Source organism: Stenotrophomonas cyclobalanopsidis, assembly GCF_008710035.1.
In the GTDB taxonomy this organism is placed as follows: Bacteria; Pseudomonadota; Gammaproteobacteria; order Xanthomonadales; family Xanthomonadaceae; genus Stenotrophomonas; species Stenotrophomonas cyclobalanopsidis.
Window position 1 is genome coordinate 19,164 of sequence record NZ_VYKI01000007.1, and the last position, 15,664, is coordinate 34,827.

Below are 15,664 nucleotides of genomic sequence, written 5' to 3' on the forward strand. Positions count from 1 at the left end.
GAGCAATGCAGGGCGAACAGCGCGCACGTACGATTTTTCTCTGGTTATGGACGCTGGTCACAGCGGCCAAGCTGCTTGTGGCCGCGCGTCTGCCCCTGTTCGTGGACGAAGCGTTCTATTGGCAGGAAGGCCAGCACCTGGCGGCGGCGTACTCCGACCTGCCGGGATTGACCGCGTGGCTGGCGCGCCTGGGCGTGGAAATCGGCGGCCAGCACGTGCTGGCGCTGCGTCTTCCGTTCCTGGCCATCGGCGCGCTGCTGCCGTTGCTGGTCGCGCGCGTCGCCACGCGCTGGTTCGGCAACGTGGCCGGCTGGCAGGCAGGCAGCCTGACCCTGCTGATGCCGTTGTCGGCCACGCTGGGCCTGCTGGCCGTGCCGGATGTGCCGATGGCACTGGCCGCGGTGCTGTGCCTGGATGCTGGTGCACGCCTGCTGCGCAGCGTCGATGCGTCGTCCGCGATCAAGCTGGGCCTGGGCCTGCTGATCGGTGCACTCAGCCACTACCGCTTCATTGGTGTGATCGGCGTCGGCTTCATCGCGTTGCTGGTATTGCCGCAGGGGCGGCGCATGCTGGCCGATCCGCGGGTGTGGGTGGCGCTGGCGGTGGGCGTGCTGGCCTGGTTGCCGCTGCTGGCATGGAATGCCGACAACCATGATGCCGGCCTGAAATTCCAGGTGGTCGAGCGCCATCCCTGGGCGTTTGAATGGCGCGGGATGTGGTTCCTGGTCATCCAGCCGATGCTGGTCACGCCCATCCTGTGCATCGCGATGTGGAAGGTGGCGCTGGCCGGTACGCGCAGCGGCGGCGGCGCGCGCACGCAGTGGCGCTACTTCGGCCTGGTCGGTGGCGTCTCAACGCTGAGCATCTTCCTGCTGGGCTTCTTCACCGATGTCGAGCGCATCAGCTTCCACTGGCCGCTGCCGGGCTACCTGGCGCTGCTGGTGGCGGTGCCGGTGGTGCTCAACGGCTGGCCGCGCTGGCTGCGCCGCACCGGCTGGTGGCTGGCCGGCATCGGCATGACACTGGCTTTTGGCTATTACCTGATGGCGTCGACGCCGTCGCTGCGCGAACAGCTGGCCGGTGACAAGTACTACCCGCGCAACTTCGCCGGCTGGGAGCCGCTGGCGGCCGCCGTGCGCGACGAACTGCAGCAGATGCCGGAAGGCACGCGCGTGCTGGCCGGCAACTTCAAGGTGGGTGCCGAGCTCGGCTTCCAGCTCGGCGACGGCAACATCACGGTGCTGCCGCATCCGCTCAACGACAAGCACGGGCGCACCGCGCAGCTGGCACAGTGGGGACAGGTGCACGAGGGCGAGCGCAGCGGACCGATGCTGCTGGTGCTGTCGCCCAGCGACCAGCGTTTCCGCGACCTGGTGCCGCGCTACCACGCGGTGTGCGCGCAGGTGGGGCCACTGCCGCCGCCGAAGGTGGTCAGCAACGATCATGGTTTCCAGCGCTTCCTGTTGTTCCGCCTGCCTGCGCAGCGCGTTGAAGGCGAGTGCGTGACGCCGGCCGTCGCCTATCTTGATTCGCCAGGCAATGGCGAAGCGGTGTCGGGCACGCTGGCGGTGAAGGGCTGGGCGTTCAAGGACGGCATCGGCCTGGCACGCGTGGAAGTGCTGGTGGACGGCAAGCCGGTGGGCGACGCGCAGTACGGTCGCGAGCTCGACATCCGCCCGTTGTGGCCGATGTCCAATGATCCGCAGCACCCGGATGCCGGCTTTGATGCCAGCGTGGATACGCAGGCGCTGTCACCCGGCCGGCATTGGCTGGGCCTGCGGCTGCATGGCCGCGATGGCAGTGTGGAAGACTGGCAGGAGCAGCCGTTCGAAGTGGAGCGGTAAGCCCTTGTAAAGCCGAGCCTATGCTCGGCTGGCTGTGAGAGGCAGCCGAGCATGGGCTCGGCTCTACACAGCAGAAGCAGTCGAGCATGGCTCGACTCTACAAAAGCCGGTGGCCTACGGCACTGCGAACCCGGCCCGGCGCAGCAGCGCACACAGGGCGATCAGCGGCAGGCCGATCAGGGCAGTGGGGTCGCGGTTGTCGATGGCCTCGAACAGGCTGATGCCCAGGCCCTCGCACTTGAAGCTGCCGGCGCAGTCCAGCGGCTGCTCGGCGGCCACGTAGCGCGCAATCTCCTGCGCCTGCAGCGGACGGAAGCGCACTTCGGTCAGATCCATGGCCGCGAACGATTCTCCATCGCGCGTGAGACTGATCGCGGTATGGAAACGCACCGTCTGCCCGGCCATCGCCGCCAGCTGGGCGCAGGCGGCCTCGACCGTGCCCGGCTTGCCCAGCGGCTGGCCGTTCAGGTCCGCCATCTGGTCCGAGCCGATCACCCAGGCGCCGGGGTGGCGCGCGGCGACCTTGGCGGCCTTCGCAGCCGCCAGTCTCCCGGCCAGGGCCAGCGGGGCTTCGCCGGCCTGCGGGGTCTCGTCCACGGCCGGGCTTGCGCAGTCGAAGGACAGGCCGAGTCGCTGCAGCAGCTCGCGCCGGTAGCGGGAGGTGGAGGCCAGAAGCAGGGCAGGCATGCGACAATTCCGGGGCAGGGCGCGGCAGTCTGGCCCGGCATCGGCGCTGCCAGCAAGCCCCTGTATGGCGGGCATTTGACAGCAGCGGTCCCGATCCTTAGTATTCAGCGGCTTATGTCCGCGAACGTGCCCGAAACGCTGGATGCTTGGCGGATGGTCGTAGCGCGAAGGCGCTTCGACGGCCAGGTCTCCTTGGCTGATTTGACTCGCCTGCAAGGGCTGGTCGCCGATACCGACGGTGAGTGCAATTACTCGCTTGAATTCGGTCGCGACGACGTCTTGCGGGTATCCTATGTGGAATTGACCATCGATACCGCGTTGCCGCTGACCTGTCAGCGCAGCATGCAGCGATTCCTGTTGCCGGTGAAGATGACCCAGAGGCTTGGCCTGATCCGCGACGAGGACGAGGAATCGTCCCTGCCCGAGGAATACGAGGCGTTGCTGGTGCCGGAAGATGGGCAGCTGCGGCCGCTGGACCTGGTCGAAGATGAATTGGTGCTGGCGGTACCCGTGGTACCGCTGTCGCCGGACGGTGAGGCAGTCAACAGGGACTGGGCGCCGACCGAAGAAGAAACGAAGCAGGCCAATCCGTTTGCGGCGTTGGCGGCACTGAAGAAAGAGTAAAAGCATTAGCAGCCGGATTGTCGTCGGCGGCTGCGGCGAAAGCGAAAGTGTGCTGGGCGCTGGCGTCCTGCGCGACGATACGACGAAGCAAATCGAACCGAGTTTGGAGCAATCCCATGGCTGTCCAGAAATCCCGTGTCACCCCGTCCCGCCGCGGTATGCGCCGTGCGCATGACGCCCTGAGCGCCAAGCAGCTGTCGACCGACCCGACCACCGGCGAAGTGCACCTGCGTCACCACATCACTGCTGACGGTTTCTACCGCGGCAAGAAGGTCATCCAGACCAAGACCTCGGCCGTCGAAGAAGATTGATGTGCCGGAAGGCCGCTGCCCCAGGGCAGCGGCCTTTGCCTTCTTCCCCGGGCATGCCGGTGATCGGCAGCCTGCGCAACAGGAAACGTGATGAGCAAGCGGATCTACTCGAGGATCGCGGGCACCGGTAGCTATTTGCCGGAAAAAGTCCTGACCAACGCCGACCTGGAAAAAATGGTCGAAACCTCGGACGAGTGGATCCAGTCGCGTACCGGTATTCGTGAACGGCACATCGCGGCCGAAGGCGAAACCACCAGCGACCTCGGCTACCACGCCGCGGTGCGTGCGCTTGAAGCGGCCGGCATCGACGCTTCCCAGCTCGACATGATCGTGGTCGGTACGACCACCCCTGACCTTATTTTCCCGTCCACCGCGTGCCTGATCCAGGCCAAGCTCGGTGCGTCGGGCTGCCCCGCCTTCGACGTCAACGCGGCCTGCTCGGGCTTCGTGTTCGCGCTCAGCGTGGCCGACAAGTTCATCCGTTCCGGTGATGCCCGCTACGTGCTGGTCATCGGCGCTGAAACGCTGACCCGCATCGTCGACTGGGAAGACCGCACGACCTGCGTGCTGTTCGGCGACGGTGCCGGCGCGGTCGTGCTCAAGGCCGACGAAGAAACCGGCATCCTCAGCACCCACCTGCATTCCGATGGCAGCAAGAAAGAGCTGCTGTGGAACCCGGTCGGCGTGTCGGTTGGTTTCAAGGATGGCAGCGGCAACGGCGGCGGCACCATCAACATGAAGGGCAACGACGTGTTCAAGTACGCCGTCAAGGCGCTGGACTCGGTCGTGGACGAAACCCTGGAGGCCAACGGCTTGGGCAAGTCCGACCTGGATTGGCTGATTCCGCACCAGGCCAACCTGCGCATCATCGAAGCCACCGCCAAGCGGCTGGACATGTCGATGGACCAGGTGGTGGTCACCGTCGACCGCCACGGCAACACCTCCTCCGGCTCGGTGCCGCTGGCGCTGGACGCCGCGGTGCGTTCGGGCAAGGTCGAGCGTGGCCAGCTGCTGCTGCTGGAAGCCTTCGGTGGCGGCTTCACGTGGGGTTCGGCCCTGCTGCGCTATTGATAGCGCAGTTACGACAACGTGAAGTCTGTCGTTGCGGCCCCTCTGGGGCCGTAACGCGTTCAGGAGATCTGTCATGGTTGAGCCCATCGTCATCGAAGGGCAGCGCGCCTGGCTGAAGCAGTACGGCAAGGGAAGCCGCGCATTCGCCTTGGGCCTGCTCAATTTCATTGCCCGCCGCTTCCACCTCGATGCCCTGCGTCCGCCGCCGCACCGCGGAGGAGATGCCGCGTGCAGGACCGAGGCGCGCCGCCTCGGCGAGCTGCATGCGCAGGGCGTGAACGTGCCCGAGGTGATCGGCAGCGGCCACGCCGCGCTGGTGATCGGCGACAATGGTGGATCCTTCAATACCTGCCTGCGCGAAGCCGATGACGCCGGTCGTGACCGGCTGGTGGCCGCCGCGATGAAGGCCCTCGCCGAAGCCCATGGCCGTGGCGCCTATTTCGGCCAGCCGGTGCCACGCAACCTCACCTGGGACGGCCAGAACGTGGGCTTCATCGATTTCGAGGAAGACCCGCTGGAAGTGATGGACCTGGCCGAGGCGCAGGCGCGCGACTGGCTGATGTTCGGCTATGGCGTGGCCAAGTATTACGCCGACCGCCCGCAGCACCTGCAGGCGATGATGGCCGAGGCCATGGATGGTGTGCAGGCGCCGGTACGCGCGCACGTTCATTCGGTCAGTGGGCGGCTGCAGGGCCTGGCCCGCGTCTGCATGAAGCTGGGCCGCTCGGCGCGCGCGCTGGCGCAATCGATCTTCATCACCCATGGCGCCACCACGCTGGGCCTGATCATGGTGGTGGGGCTGTGCGTGGACTGGTTCGCCGATGGCGAGCTCGACATCCTGCAGCTGTTCTGCTGATCGCATCCGCCGGGCATGGCCCGGCGCTACCCGAACCGTCCGCCGGGCATGGCCCGGCGCTACCCGAACCGTCCGCCGGGCATGGCCCGGCGCTACCCGAACCGTTCGCCGGGCATGGCCCGGCGCTACCCGAACCGTTCGCCGGGCGTGGTCCGGCGCTACCCGAACCGTTCGCCGGGCGTGGTCCGGCGCTACCCGAACCGTTCGCCGGGCATGGCCCGGCGCTACCCGGACCGTTCGCCGGGCATGGCCCGGCGCTACCCGAACCGTCCGCCGGGCATGGCCCGGCGGGTCGGGGTCCATACGCCCTGCATACGCGCACGTACAGACGACACGAGGGATTCGCCCTTATCATGGCCCGCTTCGATTGCAACAAGCGGATGACCGCGTGACCGTATCCACCCTCGCATTTGTCTTCCCCGGTCAGGGCTCGCAGTCCGTGGGCATGCTGGCCGAGCTGGCCGAGCTGCACCCGCAGGTGCGTGAAGCCTTCACCGAAGCATCCGATGGTGCCGGCGTCGACCTGTGGGCGCTGTCTCAGGGTGGCCCGGAGGAAATGCTCAACCGTACCGAATACACCCAGCCGGCCCTGCTGGCGGCGAGCATCGGCGCGTGGCGCGCCTGGAACGCCGTCGGCGGTCCGCGCCCGTCCGTGCTGGCCGGCCACAGCCTGGGCGAATACACTGCCCTGGTCGCTGCCGGCGCGCTGAGCCTGCATGACGGCGCGCACCTGGTGCGCCTGCGCGGTCAGCTGATGCAGGAAGCTGCGCCGGCCGGCGTCGGTGCCATGGCCGCCGTGCTCGGTGCCGAAGACCAGCTGGTGCTGGACGTCTGCGCCGAAGCCGCTGGCAGCCAGGTCGTGGTCCCGGCCAACTTCAACTCGCCGGGCCAGATCGTCATCGGTGGCGACGCCGCCGCGGTCGACCGTGCGCTGGCGCTGCTGGCCGAAAAGGGCGTGCGCAAGGCCGTGAAGCTGGCCGTCAGCGTGCCCTCGCACACCCCGCTGATGCGCGAAGCTGCCAACCGCCTGGCCGAAGTGATGGCCGGCCTGTCCTGGCAGGCACCGCAGCTGCCGGTGGTGCAGAACGTCGATGCCAAGGTGCATGACGGCGTCGATGCCATCCGTACCGCGCTGGTGCAGCAGCTGTACCAGCCGGTGCAGTGGACCGGTTGCGTGCAGGCCCTGGCCGCCCGTGGCATCACCCAGATCGCCGAGTGCGGCCCGGGCAAGGTGCTTACCGGCCTTATCAAGCGCATCGACAAGTCCATCGACGGCCGTTCCCTGGCCACCCCGGGCGACTTCGAAGGCGCCCGCGAGGCGTGGTCGGCCTGATCCCCCTGTTCCTGCCGACCGTGCCGGTGGCCGCTGCAAGCGGCACGGGCGCGGTCGCTGCCCACGTCTGAGGACAACATCATGAGCAAGCCCCTGCAGGGTGAAATCGCACTGGTCACTGGCGCCAGCCGTGGCATTGGTGCCGCCATCGCCGATCTGCTGGCCGCCCAGGGCGCCACCGTCATCGGCACCGCCACCACCGACTCCGGCGCCGCCGCGATCGGCGAACGCCTGGCGGCCCACGGCGGCCACGGCCGCGCGCTGAACGTCACCGACGCCGCCGCGCTGGACAGCGTGATGGACGGCATCGCCAAGGAATTCGGCGCAATCTCGATCCTGGTCAACAACGCCGGCATCACCCGCGACAACCTGCTGATGCGCATGAAGGAAGACGATTGGGCGTCGATCATCGACACCAACCTGACCAGCGTGTTCCGCACCAGCAAGGCCGTCATGCGCGGCATGATGAAGGCACGCAAGGGCCGCATCATCAACATCGCATCGGTGGTGGGCGTGACCGGCAATGCCGGCCAGGCCAACTACGCCGCTGCCAAGGCCGGCATCATCGGTTTCAGCAAGTCGCTGGCCAAGGAAATCGGCTCGCGCGGCGTCACCGTCAATGTCGTCGCCCCTGGCTTCATTGATACCGACATGACCAAGGCGCTGCCGGAAGAAGCCCGCACCGCCCTGATCAACGATATCGCCCTCGAACGCCTCGGTTCGCCGGAAGACATCGCCCATGCGGTGGCCTTCCTGGCCAGCCCGGCGGCCGGCTACATCACCGGCGAAACCCTCCATGTGAACGGCGGCATGTACATGCCGTAAGCAAGGGGCGCATGGATTGCGCCGCAAGTGGTTGATCTGCTAGGTTTTTTGCATGCATGCAAGGCCCCGCCGGTTTCCACTACACTATCCCACGGCCATCGCCATCCGATGGCGATCACTTTTGAACCACTACTCCATCTGGAGCGATACCCCATGAGCACCATCGAAGAACGCGTCAAGAAAATCGTCGTCGAACAGCTTGGCGTCAAGGAAGAAGAAGTCACCAACAGCGCATCGTTCGTCGATGACCTGGGCGCTGACTCGCTGGACACCGTCGAGCTGGTGATGGCCCTGGAAGAAGAGTTCGAGTGCGAGATCCCGGACGAAGAAGCCGAGAAGATCAGCACCGTGCAGGCCGCCATCGACTACATCAAGGCCCACGTCAAGGCCTGATGTCAGACGGCAGTGCGCGCGCGGGTTCCGCTCGCCGCGCACCGCACCCCATGGGGCCGCAGTTGCGGCCCCGTGTGTTTGAGCATCACATCGAAGCAAACCGAGTTGCCCGTTGACATCATCGGGTCAGGAGAATCAGCAATGAAGCGTCGCGTCGTCGTAACCGGCCTGGGTATCGTCTCGCCGTTGGGCAATGATCTGGCCAGCAGCTGGGAAGGCATCACCCATGGTCGTTCGGGCATCGGTCCGCTGACCAACGTTTCTGATGCCTACCTGGATCGGTTCACCACCAAGATTGCAGGTGAGGTCAAAGGCTTTGACATCACCGCCGACAACGAACTGTTCGGCAAGTACCGGGTCAGCGGCAAGGATGCCAAGAAGATGGACCCGTTCATCCATTACGGCCTCGGTGCCTCGTTCATGGCCCTGCATGATGCAGGCCTGGAGATCACCGAAGCCAATGCCGAGCGCATCGGCGCGATCGTCGGCGCCGGCATCGGCGGCCTGCTCGGCATCGAAGAGCAGACCATCGATTTCCACGAGGGCAAGAAGATCTCGCCCTTCTACGTGCCCAAGACCATCATCAACATGCTGCCGGGCCAGCTGAGCATCATCACCGGCCTGAAGGGTCCGTCGTTCTCGGCGGTCTCGGCGTGCGCGACCTCGAACCATTCGATCGGTACCGCGATGCGCATGATCCAGTACGGCGATGCCGACGTGATGGTGGCCGGTGGCGCCGAGCGCGGTTCCTCGCCGACCGCCCTGGGCGGCTTCTGCGCGATGAAGGCCATGAGCACCCGCAACGATGCCCCGGAACAGGCCTCGCGCCCGTGGGACAAGGACCGCGACGGCTTCGTGCTGGGTGACGGCGCTGGCATCCTGGTGCTGGAAGAGTACGAACACGCCAAGGCACGCGGCGCCAAGATCTACTGCGAACTGGCCGGCTTCGGCGCCAGCTCCGACGCGTACCACATGACCGCCCCGAGCGAGAACGGCGAAGGCGCTGCCCGCTGCATGGCGATGGCCATGCGCGATGCCGGCGTGACCCCGGACCAGGTCGGTTACCTCAACGCACACGGCACCTCCACGCCGCTGGGCGACCTGGGCGAAACCATGGCCATGAAGGCCGCCTTCGGCGACCACGCCTACAAGATGATGGTCAGCTCCACCAAGTCGATGACCGGCCACCTGCTGGGTGCCGCCGGCGGCGTGGAAGCGATCTTCTCGGTGATGGCGCTGCAGGACAACATCATCCCGCCGACCATCAACCTGGAGCAGCCGGGCGAAGGCTGCGACCTGGACTACGTGCCCAACGAAGCACGCCAGGCCAAGGTCGACGTGGTGATGTCCAATGGCTTCGGCTTCGGCGGCACCAACGGCACGCTGATCTTCAAGCGCGTCTGACCGAGGTGCGGCGCCGGGCCATTGCCCGGCACCTCTTTGGTAGAGTCGAGCTTGCTCGACTGGACGTGTGCCGCAGTCGAGCAAGCTCGACTCTACGCAGCAGGAAGCCGCCGCAAGGCGGCTTCCGTGCATCTGAACCCCCGAACTGGCCCCCATGACCCACGCCCCGCTGATCCACCCGCTGCCGCACCCGATCGACCTGCTGGCCCTGCAGCAGCACGACCCGGCGCGCTTCCCGCTGCTGATGGAATCCACCGCCTCGGGCACCGCCCAGGGCCGCTGGAGCCTGCTGCTGGCCGCGCAGGGCGATTGCCTGCGGCTGGACGCCGACGGCCAGGTGCGCGACCAGCACGATGCCGTGCAACCGGGCAGCTTCCTGCAGGTGCTGGACCGCGCCTGGCAGGCCGCGCGCCTGCCGCATGACGGCAGCCACAGCCTGCCGTTCCGCGGTGGCTGGGCGCTGATGCTCGACTACGAAGTGGCCAGCCAGATCGAAACCGTGCTGCCGGCGCGTGCGCGCGATGACGGCCGCCCGACCGCGCTGGCCCTGCGCTGCCCGGCGGCGCTGCTGCACGACCACGAGAACGACGCCAGCTTCGTCATCGCCGAGGCCGGCGAGCAGGCCCTGCTCGACGCGCTGGTGGCACAGGCCTCGGCCGCGCTGCCCGAAGCAGGGCAGGGCTGGCAGCCGCCGCAGTCGGTGAGCGAGGACGCACCGCAGCGCTTCACCGACGGCGTGCGCCGGGTGATCGACTACCTGCGAGCCGGCGACGTATTCCAGGTGAACCTGTCGCGACGCTGGAGCGCGCAGTTCGCCGCGCCGGTCAGCCCACAGGCGCTGTACGCGCAGCTGCGCCGCGCCAACCCGGCACCGTTCGCCGGCCTGTTCACCGCGCACGGCCGCCACGTGGTCAGCTCCTCGCCGGAACGGCTGGTGTCGGTGCATGCCGGCCACGCCCAGACCCGGCCGATTGCCGGCACCCGCCCGCGCTTCGAAGGCGACGACGATGCCGCGCGCATCCAGGAACTGGTCGGCCACCCCAAGGAGCGTGCCGAGCACGTGATGCTGATCGACCTGGAGCGCAACGACCTGGGCCGCATCTGCCTGCCCGGCACCGTGGTCGTCGATGAGCTGATGACCGTGGAAAGCTATGCCCACGTGCACCACATCGTCAGCAACGTCAGCGGCCACCTGCGCCCCGAGGTCACCCCGGGCGAGGTGATCGCCGCGACCTTCCCGGGCGGCACCATCACCGGCTGCCCCAAGGTGCGCTGCATGCAGATCATCAGCGAGCTGGAACAGGTGCCGCGTGGTGCCTACACCGGCGCTTTCGGCTGGCTGAACCGCGATGGCGACCTGGACCTGAACATCCTCATCCGCACCGCCGAAGTGGACGGGCACGAAGTCAGCTTCCGCACCGGTGCCGGCATCGTGGTCGACTCGGACCCGGACAAGGAACTGGACGAGACCCGCGCCAAGGCCCGCGGCCTGCTGCGGGCGCTGGGCCAGCAGGGGTAATCGATCGCCCCCCGCCGGGCATGGCCCGGCGCTACCGACGGTTCATCCACGCCATGGGATCGCCCGGAGCCGGTAGCGCCGGGCCATGCCCGGCGAGCGAAGCGGGGTCGGACGCCACCCCGGTCATGACCCCACGCCACCCGGCACGGTATCCTGCACGGCGGAATCGCATTCAGAGGTAGTCCATGGCGGGAGCCAAGCGCGGGTGTCTGTTCGTGGTCATGCTGGTGGTGGTGCTGGGCGCCGTCCTCGCCGGCGTGGGCGCGTGGTTCTTCTACCAGCAGGGCCAGTTCGCCGACCGCCACATCACCCCGTCCGCCGAGAGCGTGGTCATCGCCAGCGGCGATGGCATGAACAGCGTGCTGCGCAAGCTGCGCGAGGCCGGCGTGGACGAAGGCCAGGACACCCAGTGGCAGCTGCTGGCGCGCCAGCTCGATGCCGCCGGCAAGCTGAAGGTAGGCGAGTACGCGCTGGACAACAGCCTGACCCCGCGCGAACTGCTGCTGCGCATGCGCGCCGGCAAGGTACTGCAGCACCGCGTCACCATTGTCGAAGGCTGGAACATCCGCCAGGTGCGTGCCGCGCTGAAGCGCGCCGAGCCGCTGCTGCATACCACCGACACCCTGGATGACGCCGCGCTGATGCAGCGCCTCGGCTTCGGCGGCCAGCATCCGGAAGGCCGCTTCCTGCCGGAGACCTACGTCTACCAGCGCGGCGACAGTGACATGGACGTGCTCAAGCGCGCCCATGCCGCGATGGAAAAGGCGCTGGACGAGGCCTGGGAAAGCCGCGCCGCCGACCTGCCGATCAACAGCCCGTATGAACTGCTGACGATGGCCTCGATCATCGAAAAGGAAACCGCGCTGGCCAGCGAGCGCCCGCAGATTGCCGGGGTGTTCATGCGCCGCCTGAAGATCGGCATGCGCCTGCAGACCGATCCCACCGTCATCTACGGCATCGGCACGGCCTACGACGGCAACATCCGCCGCCGCGACCTGACCACCGATACGCCGTACAACACCTACACCCGTGCGGGCCTGACCCCGACCCCGATCGCCATGCCCAGCCGCGATGCGCTGATGGCCGCCGCACAGCCGGCCGCCGGCGATGCGCTGTACTTCGTCGCCGTGGGCGATGGCAGTGGCGCGCACGTGTTCTCGCCCAGCCTGGACCAGCACAACGCCGCCGTAGCACGCTACCTGCAGCAGCTGCGCCAGCAACGTACCAAGGAGACCCCGGCGCAATGAGTTCCGCGCTGCTTCGCCACCCGCGTTTCGTCAGCCTGGAAGGCGGTGAGGGCGCGGGCAAGACCACCGCCATCAACGCCATCCGCGATTGCCTGCGCAGCCACGGACACGAGGTCGTGCTGACCCGCGAGCCGGGCGGTACGCCGCTGGCCGAGCGCATCCGCGGCCTGGTACTGAAGCCCGATGCCGAGATCGCCGCCGAACCGCTCAGTGCCGAAGCCGAGCTGCTGCTGGTGTTCGCCGCACGCGCCCAGCACGTGCGCCAGGTCATCCAGCCGGCACTGCAGCGCGGCGCCTATGTGCTGAGCGATCGCTTCACCGATTCCAGCTACGCCTACCAGGGCGGTGGCCGTGGCCTCGACCCGCAGTGGATTGCCGACCTGGAGCGCCGCGCGGTCGGCCTGCTGCCGGGCCTGACCCTGCTGCTGGATGTGGACGTGGCCGTGGGCCGCGCGCGCGCCAACGGCCGCGACCTGTGGCCGGACCGCATCGAAAGCGAGCAGGACGATTTCTTCCAGCGCGTGCGCGAAGTGTTCCGCCGCCGCGCCCAGCAGGATCCGCAGCGTTTTGCCCTGATCGATGCCGGCCAGGTGCAGGAGCGCGTGGCCGCCGATGTGGTGGCCAGCGTAGAGCGCTGGTTGCAGGCCGGGGAGGGCGCATGAGCTTCTCGCCTTGGCAGCAGCGCGCCTTCGACCAGACCGTCGCTGCACTGGATGCCGACCGGCTGGGCCATGGCCTGCTGATCTGCGGCCCGGCAGGTCTGGGCAAGCGTGAGGTCGCGCTGGCCCTGGCCGACCACGTGCTGGCCCGCGGCGATGCCGCGCATGCCATGCGCACGCGCCAGCTGATCGCCGCCGGTACGCACCCGGATCTGCAGCTGGTCAGCTTCATTCCGAACAAGAGCGGCGACAAGCTGCGCACCGAGATCGTCATCGAACAGGTGCGCGAGATCACCAACAAGCTGGCGCTGACCCCGCAGTACGGCGTGGCCCAGGTGGTGATCGTCGACCCGGCCGATGCCATCAACCGCTCGGCCGCCAACGCACTGCTGAAGACCCTGGAAGAGCCGCAGCCCGGCCGCTACCTGTGGCTGATCAGCAGCGACCCGGCGCGTCTGCCGCAGACGGTGCGCAGCCGTTGCCAGCGCCTGGAATTCAAGCTGCCGCCACGTGACGAAGCGATGGCCTGGCTGCAGCAGCAGGGCCACAGCGAAGCTTTCGCGCGCGAAGCGCTGGACGCGGCGCGCGGCCATCCGGGCCAGGCCGACAACTGGCTGCGCGAAGACGGCCTGAGCCTGCGCCGCGACGTGGGCCGGGAACTGGAACAACTGGCCGCCGGCAAGACCGGTGCGGTGGAGCTGGCGCAGAAGTGGTGTGGCGATGAAAACGCGGCGCTGCGCCTGCGCTTTGCCGCCGATCTGGCGCTGGCCCAGGCCAGCAACGACGCCTTGACCGCGCCGGACCGATTGCACAAGCTTGCAGCCTGGTTCGATGCTGCCAACCGTACCCGCGACCTGCTGCGCACCACCGTGCGTGCAGACCTTGCGGTTGTCGAGTTGCTGCTGGCCTGGAACAAGGTGAACGAGCGGCCTGCCGCAAGGGGAAATCGATGAGTGCCAGCAACGCCCGCCAGGGCATCCTGTCCCTGGCTGTAAAGGACAAAGCCGCGCTGTACAGCGCGTACATGCCGTTCGTGAAGAATGGTGGCGTCTTCGTGCCCACGCCCAAGCGCTACTTCCTGGGTGACGAGGTGTTCCTGCTGCTGACCCTGCCCGATTCCAGCGAGCGCCTGCCGGTGGCCGGCAAGGTGATCTGGGTGACCCCGGCCGGCGCACAGGGCAACCGCGTGGCCGGCATCGGCGTGCAGCTGGCCGACGGCCAGGAAGGCGAGACCGTGCGCCACAAGATCGAGACCCTGCTGGCCGGCCTGACCAGCTCGGACAAGCCGACGCACACGATGTGAGGTAGCGCCGGGCCATGCCCGGCGGCGCCTTCGAAACACCCGTGAACACGAATGTGAAAAACTGTTGACGGCCTCTGAAAAGCCCCTATAATGAGCGGCTCAGCAACACACCGGGCGGTTAGCTCAGCGGTAGAGCATTGCCTTCACACGGCAAGGGTCACAGGTTCGATCCCTGTACCGCCCACCATGTTGCAGAACGAAAGAAGCCTCCAGCAATGGGGGCTTTTTTGTTGCCCGCGATTCCGTACAGATGCAGTGTTGGCGCATCGTCACGCGGGACCTGTCAGACAGTGGTTTGCCTCACGCACCAAATGTCGCGCCGCCACGATCAAACCATCGGTGTGGAAGCTGCCCAGCTGTTCCTCCGGCCCACCTTCAACGCGCGCGCGGTCTGCGGCCTGCAGCAGATCCAGCAGCGCGGTGAGCCCAGCCAGCGAGCGACTGAGTGATGCGTGATTGCCGGCGCCGAGTCTGTGGCCGTGGCATGGCTGACCATCTGCACCATCACCTTGGCGGATGGCATCGAGACAGGCGAAGAACGTGGGTGCCTGCACAGGCAGATTCTGCTCGTTCAATGCGCACTCGATCTCACGCGCGAGGTCTTCGGGCACGTCTTTGGCGATATCGCCGATGAGTGCGTGCAGGCGTGGGTGGGATGCGGTTCGATTGCTCATGGCGAAACCCTCACTGGCGTAGAGCCACCTTCTGTAATGAAGGCGGCGGACGGTGCGGGTTGGCGTACCAAGGCAGAAAAGCTCACTGGGAGAAAAGGCCTGGCGGATCTCGAGATCCCCACGCACCGCCCGCCATTGAGGGCAGCCGGTGCATTCTCTTTGCTGCGATCAAGATCGCAACATCCAGTAGCTTGTTCGTTTATTCGAGACGCCAATCCCGACCAAGGCAACCTGCCTCGGCGAGGCAATCATCGATTCGTGCAAACACGGAAGTCAGTGAGGAAAGTTGCAATAACGCCAACCATGTCGGTGTACCAGCACCCATGGCGTAGCCAGCCGCGCTACCTGAACCAAGGCGTGCCGTTACACGGCCCCGGCAGGTGGCAATCACGTCACCCGGCACAGTCCCGGGCGAACGTGCCATGGATGAAAGCAGACGTTCCATCCATGCGCTGTGTCGCCGCCCCCGGCAGGCGTAGTCTCGGCCCACGTTGTCCCCTCTGGCTCTGGAGTCCCACCATGCCGCTTGCCCGTATCGATCTTCGCAAAGGTAAATCCGCCGATTATCTGCAGCGTGTGGGGGAGGCCGTCTACCAGGCCCTGCGTGCGGTGGGCGTACCGGAAAACGATCGCTTCCAGGTCTTCCAGGAGCACGAGGCCGGCACCCTCGTCTTCGACCCCGGCTATCTGGGCGTGCCGCGCACCGATGACTTCATCTGCGTGCAGATCACCTGGAGCGAGGGGCGTACGCAGGAGCAGAAGAAGGCGCTCTACCTCGGCATTGCCAATGGCCTGCATGAGGCGGTGGGCATCCGCCGCGAGGACGTGTTCATCAATCTGGTGGAAGTGAAGCCGGAGAATTGGTCGTTCGGGAATGGCGTGGCGCAGTACGTGAGTTGATGGCCTGCGTCACC

17 protein-coding genes and 1 tRNA gene are annotated in these 15,664 nt (G+C 67.0%); 16 read left to right on the forward strand and 2 right to left on the reverse strand.

Annotation, left to right across the window (positions count from 1 at the left end; genetic code table 11):
- The first annotated feature begins 5 nt into the window (after positions 1-5).
- A complete protein-coding gene (locus FJU31_RS07425; protein ID WP_150454181.1) occupies positions 6-1,844 on the forward strand; it encodes a glycosyltransferase family 39 protein in 1,839 nt (612 codons plus the stop codon).
- Positions 1,845-1,958: 114 nt separating this feature from the next.
- On the opposite strand, the gene FJU31_RS07430 is transcribed toward FJU31_RS07425, so the two are convergent.
- Entirely contained in the window at positions 1,959-2,531 is a 573-nt protein-coding gene (locus FJU31_RS07430) for a Maf family protein (protein WP_150454182.1), read from the reverse strand.
- A 114-nt stretch (positions 2,532-2,645) separates the two neighbouring features.
- On the opposite strand from FJU31_RS07430, the gene FJU31_RS07435 reads away from it, so the two are divergent.
- The 14 genes from FJU31_RS07435 to FJU31_RS07500 all read left to right on the forward strand — a co-directional run bounded on the left by FJU31_RS07435 (position 2,646) and on the right by FJU31_RS07500 (position 14,263).
- The gene (locus tag FJU31_RS07435; protein ID WP_108770625.1) at positions 2,646-3,155 is read left to right on the forward strand and encodes a YceD family protein; all 510 of its coding nucleotides are present in this window, start codon (positions 2,646-2,648) and stop codon (positions 3,153-3,155) included.
- Between the two features lie 116 nt (positions 3,156-3,271).
- Positions 3,272-3,466, forward strand: a complete 195-nt coding sequence (gene rpmF / locus FJU31_RS07440) for a 50S ribosomal protein L32 (protein ID WP_004154640.1) — start codon at positions 3,272-3,274, stop codon at positions 3,464-3,466.
- Positions 3,467-3,556: 90 nt separating this feature from the next.
- A complete protein-coding gene (locus tag FJU31_RS07445; RefSeq protein ID WP_108767982.1) occupies positions 3,557-4,537 on the forward strand; it encodes a beta-ketoacyl-ACP synthase III in 981 nt (326 codons plus the stop codon).
- Positions 4,538-4,610: 73 nt separating this feature from the next.
- Positions 4,611-5,393 carry a BUD32 family EKC/KEOPS complex subunit gene (locus tag FJU31_RS07450; protein WP_150454183.1) on the forward strand — a complete coding sequence of 261 codons (783 nt, stop codon included), beginning with the start codon at positions 4,611-4,613 and terminating at the stop codon, positions 5,391-5,393.
- A 388-nt stretch (positions 5,394-5,781) separates the two neighbouring features.
- On the forward strand, positions 5,782-6,726 hold the full coding sequence (gene fabD, locus FJU31_RS07455; RefSeq protein ID WP_150454184.1) for an ACP S-malonyltransferase: 945 nt from the start codon (positions 5,782-5,784) through the stop codon (positions 6,724-6,726).
- An 81-nt stretch (positions 6,727-6,807) separates the two neighbouring features.
- Positions 6,808-7,551, forward strand: a complete 744-nt coding sequence (gene fabG / locus FJU31_RS07460; protein WP_150454185.1) for a 3-oxoacyl-ACP reductase FabG — start codon at positions 6,808-6,810, stop codon at positions 7,549-7,551.
- A gap of 153 nt (positions 7,552-7,704) precedes the next feature.
- On the forward strand, positions 7,705-7,944 hold the full coding sequence (acpP, locus tag FJU31_RS07465; protein WP_005415509.1) for an acyl carrier protein: 240 nt from the start codon (positions 7,705-7,707) through the stop codon (positions 7,942-7,944).
- 141 nt (positions 7,945-8,085) lie between these two features.
- On the forward strand, positions 8,086-9,348 hold the full coding sequence (gene fabF / locus FJU31_RS07470; RefSeq protein ID WP_150454186.1) for a beta-ketoacyl-ACP synthase II: 1,263 nt from the start codon (positions 8,086-8,088) through the stop codon (positions 9,346-9,348).
- 154 nt (positions 9,349-9,502) lie between these two features.
- Positions 9,503-10,867, forward strand: a complete 1,365-nt coding sequence (locus FJU31_RS07475; protein ID WP_150454187.1) for an aminodeoxychorismate synthase component I — start codon at positions 9,503-9,505, stop codon at positions 10,865-10,867.
- Between the two features lie 185 nt (positions 10,868-11,052).
- Complete coding sequence (mltG, locus tag FJU31_RS07480) at positions 11,053-12,114, forward strand: endolytic transglycosylase MltG (RefSeq protein ID WP_150454188.1); 1,062 nt, start codon at positions 11,053-11,055, stop codon at positions 12,112-12,114.
- Positions 12,111-12,776, forward strand: a complete 666-nt coding sequence (gene tmk, locus FJU31_RS07485; RefSeq protein WP_150454189.1) for a dTMP kinase — start codon at positions 12,111-12,113, stop codon at positions 12,774-12,776. The genes mltG and tmk overlap by 4 nt, the downstream gene beginning before the upstream one ends.
- On the forward strand, positions 12,773-13,726 hold the full coding sequence (locus tag FJU31_RS07490) for a DNA polymerase III subunit delta' (protein ID WP_150454190.1): 954 nt from the start codon (positions 12,773-12,775) through the stop codon (positions 13,724-13,726). The genes tmk and FJU31_RS07490 overlap by 4 nt, the downstream gene beginning before the upstream one ends.
- A complete protein-coding gene (locus tag FJU31_RS07495; protein ID WP_150454191.1) occupies positions 13,723-14,076 on the forward strand; it encodes a PilZ domain-containing protein in 354 nt (117 codons plus the stop codon). The genes FJU31_RS07490 and FJU31_RS07495 overlap by 4 nt, the downstream gene beginning before the upstream one ends.
- Before the next feature lie 112 nt (positions 14,077-14,188).
- Positions 14,189-14,263: transfer RNA gene (locus FJU31_RS07500), tRNA-Val, on the forward strand.
- Positions 14,264-14,345: 82 nt separating this feature from the next.
- Here the strand turns inward: FJU31_RS07500 and FJU31_RS07505 are convergent.
- Positions 14,346-14,750, reverse strand: coding sequence for a hypothetical protein (locus tag FJU31_RS07505; protein ID WP_150454192.1), 405 nt, complete (start codon positions 14,748-14,750; stop codon positions 14,346-14,348).
- Between the two features lie 519 nt (positions 14,751-15,269).
- Between FJU31_RS07505 and FJU31_RS07510 the strand changes: the two genes are divergently transcribed.
- The gene (locus FJU31_RS07510; protein WP_150454193.1) at positions 15,270-15,650 is read left to right on the forward strand and encodes a tautomerase family protein; all 381 of its coding nucleotides are present in this window, start codon (positions 15,270-15,272) and stop codon (positions 15,648-15,650) included.
- Positions 15,651-15,664: the final 14 nt, after the last annotated feature.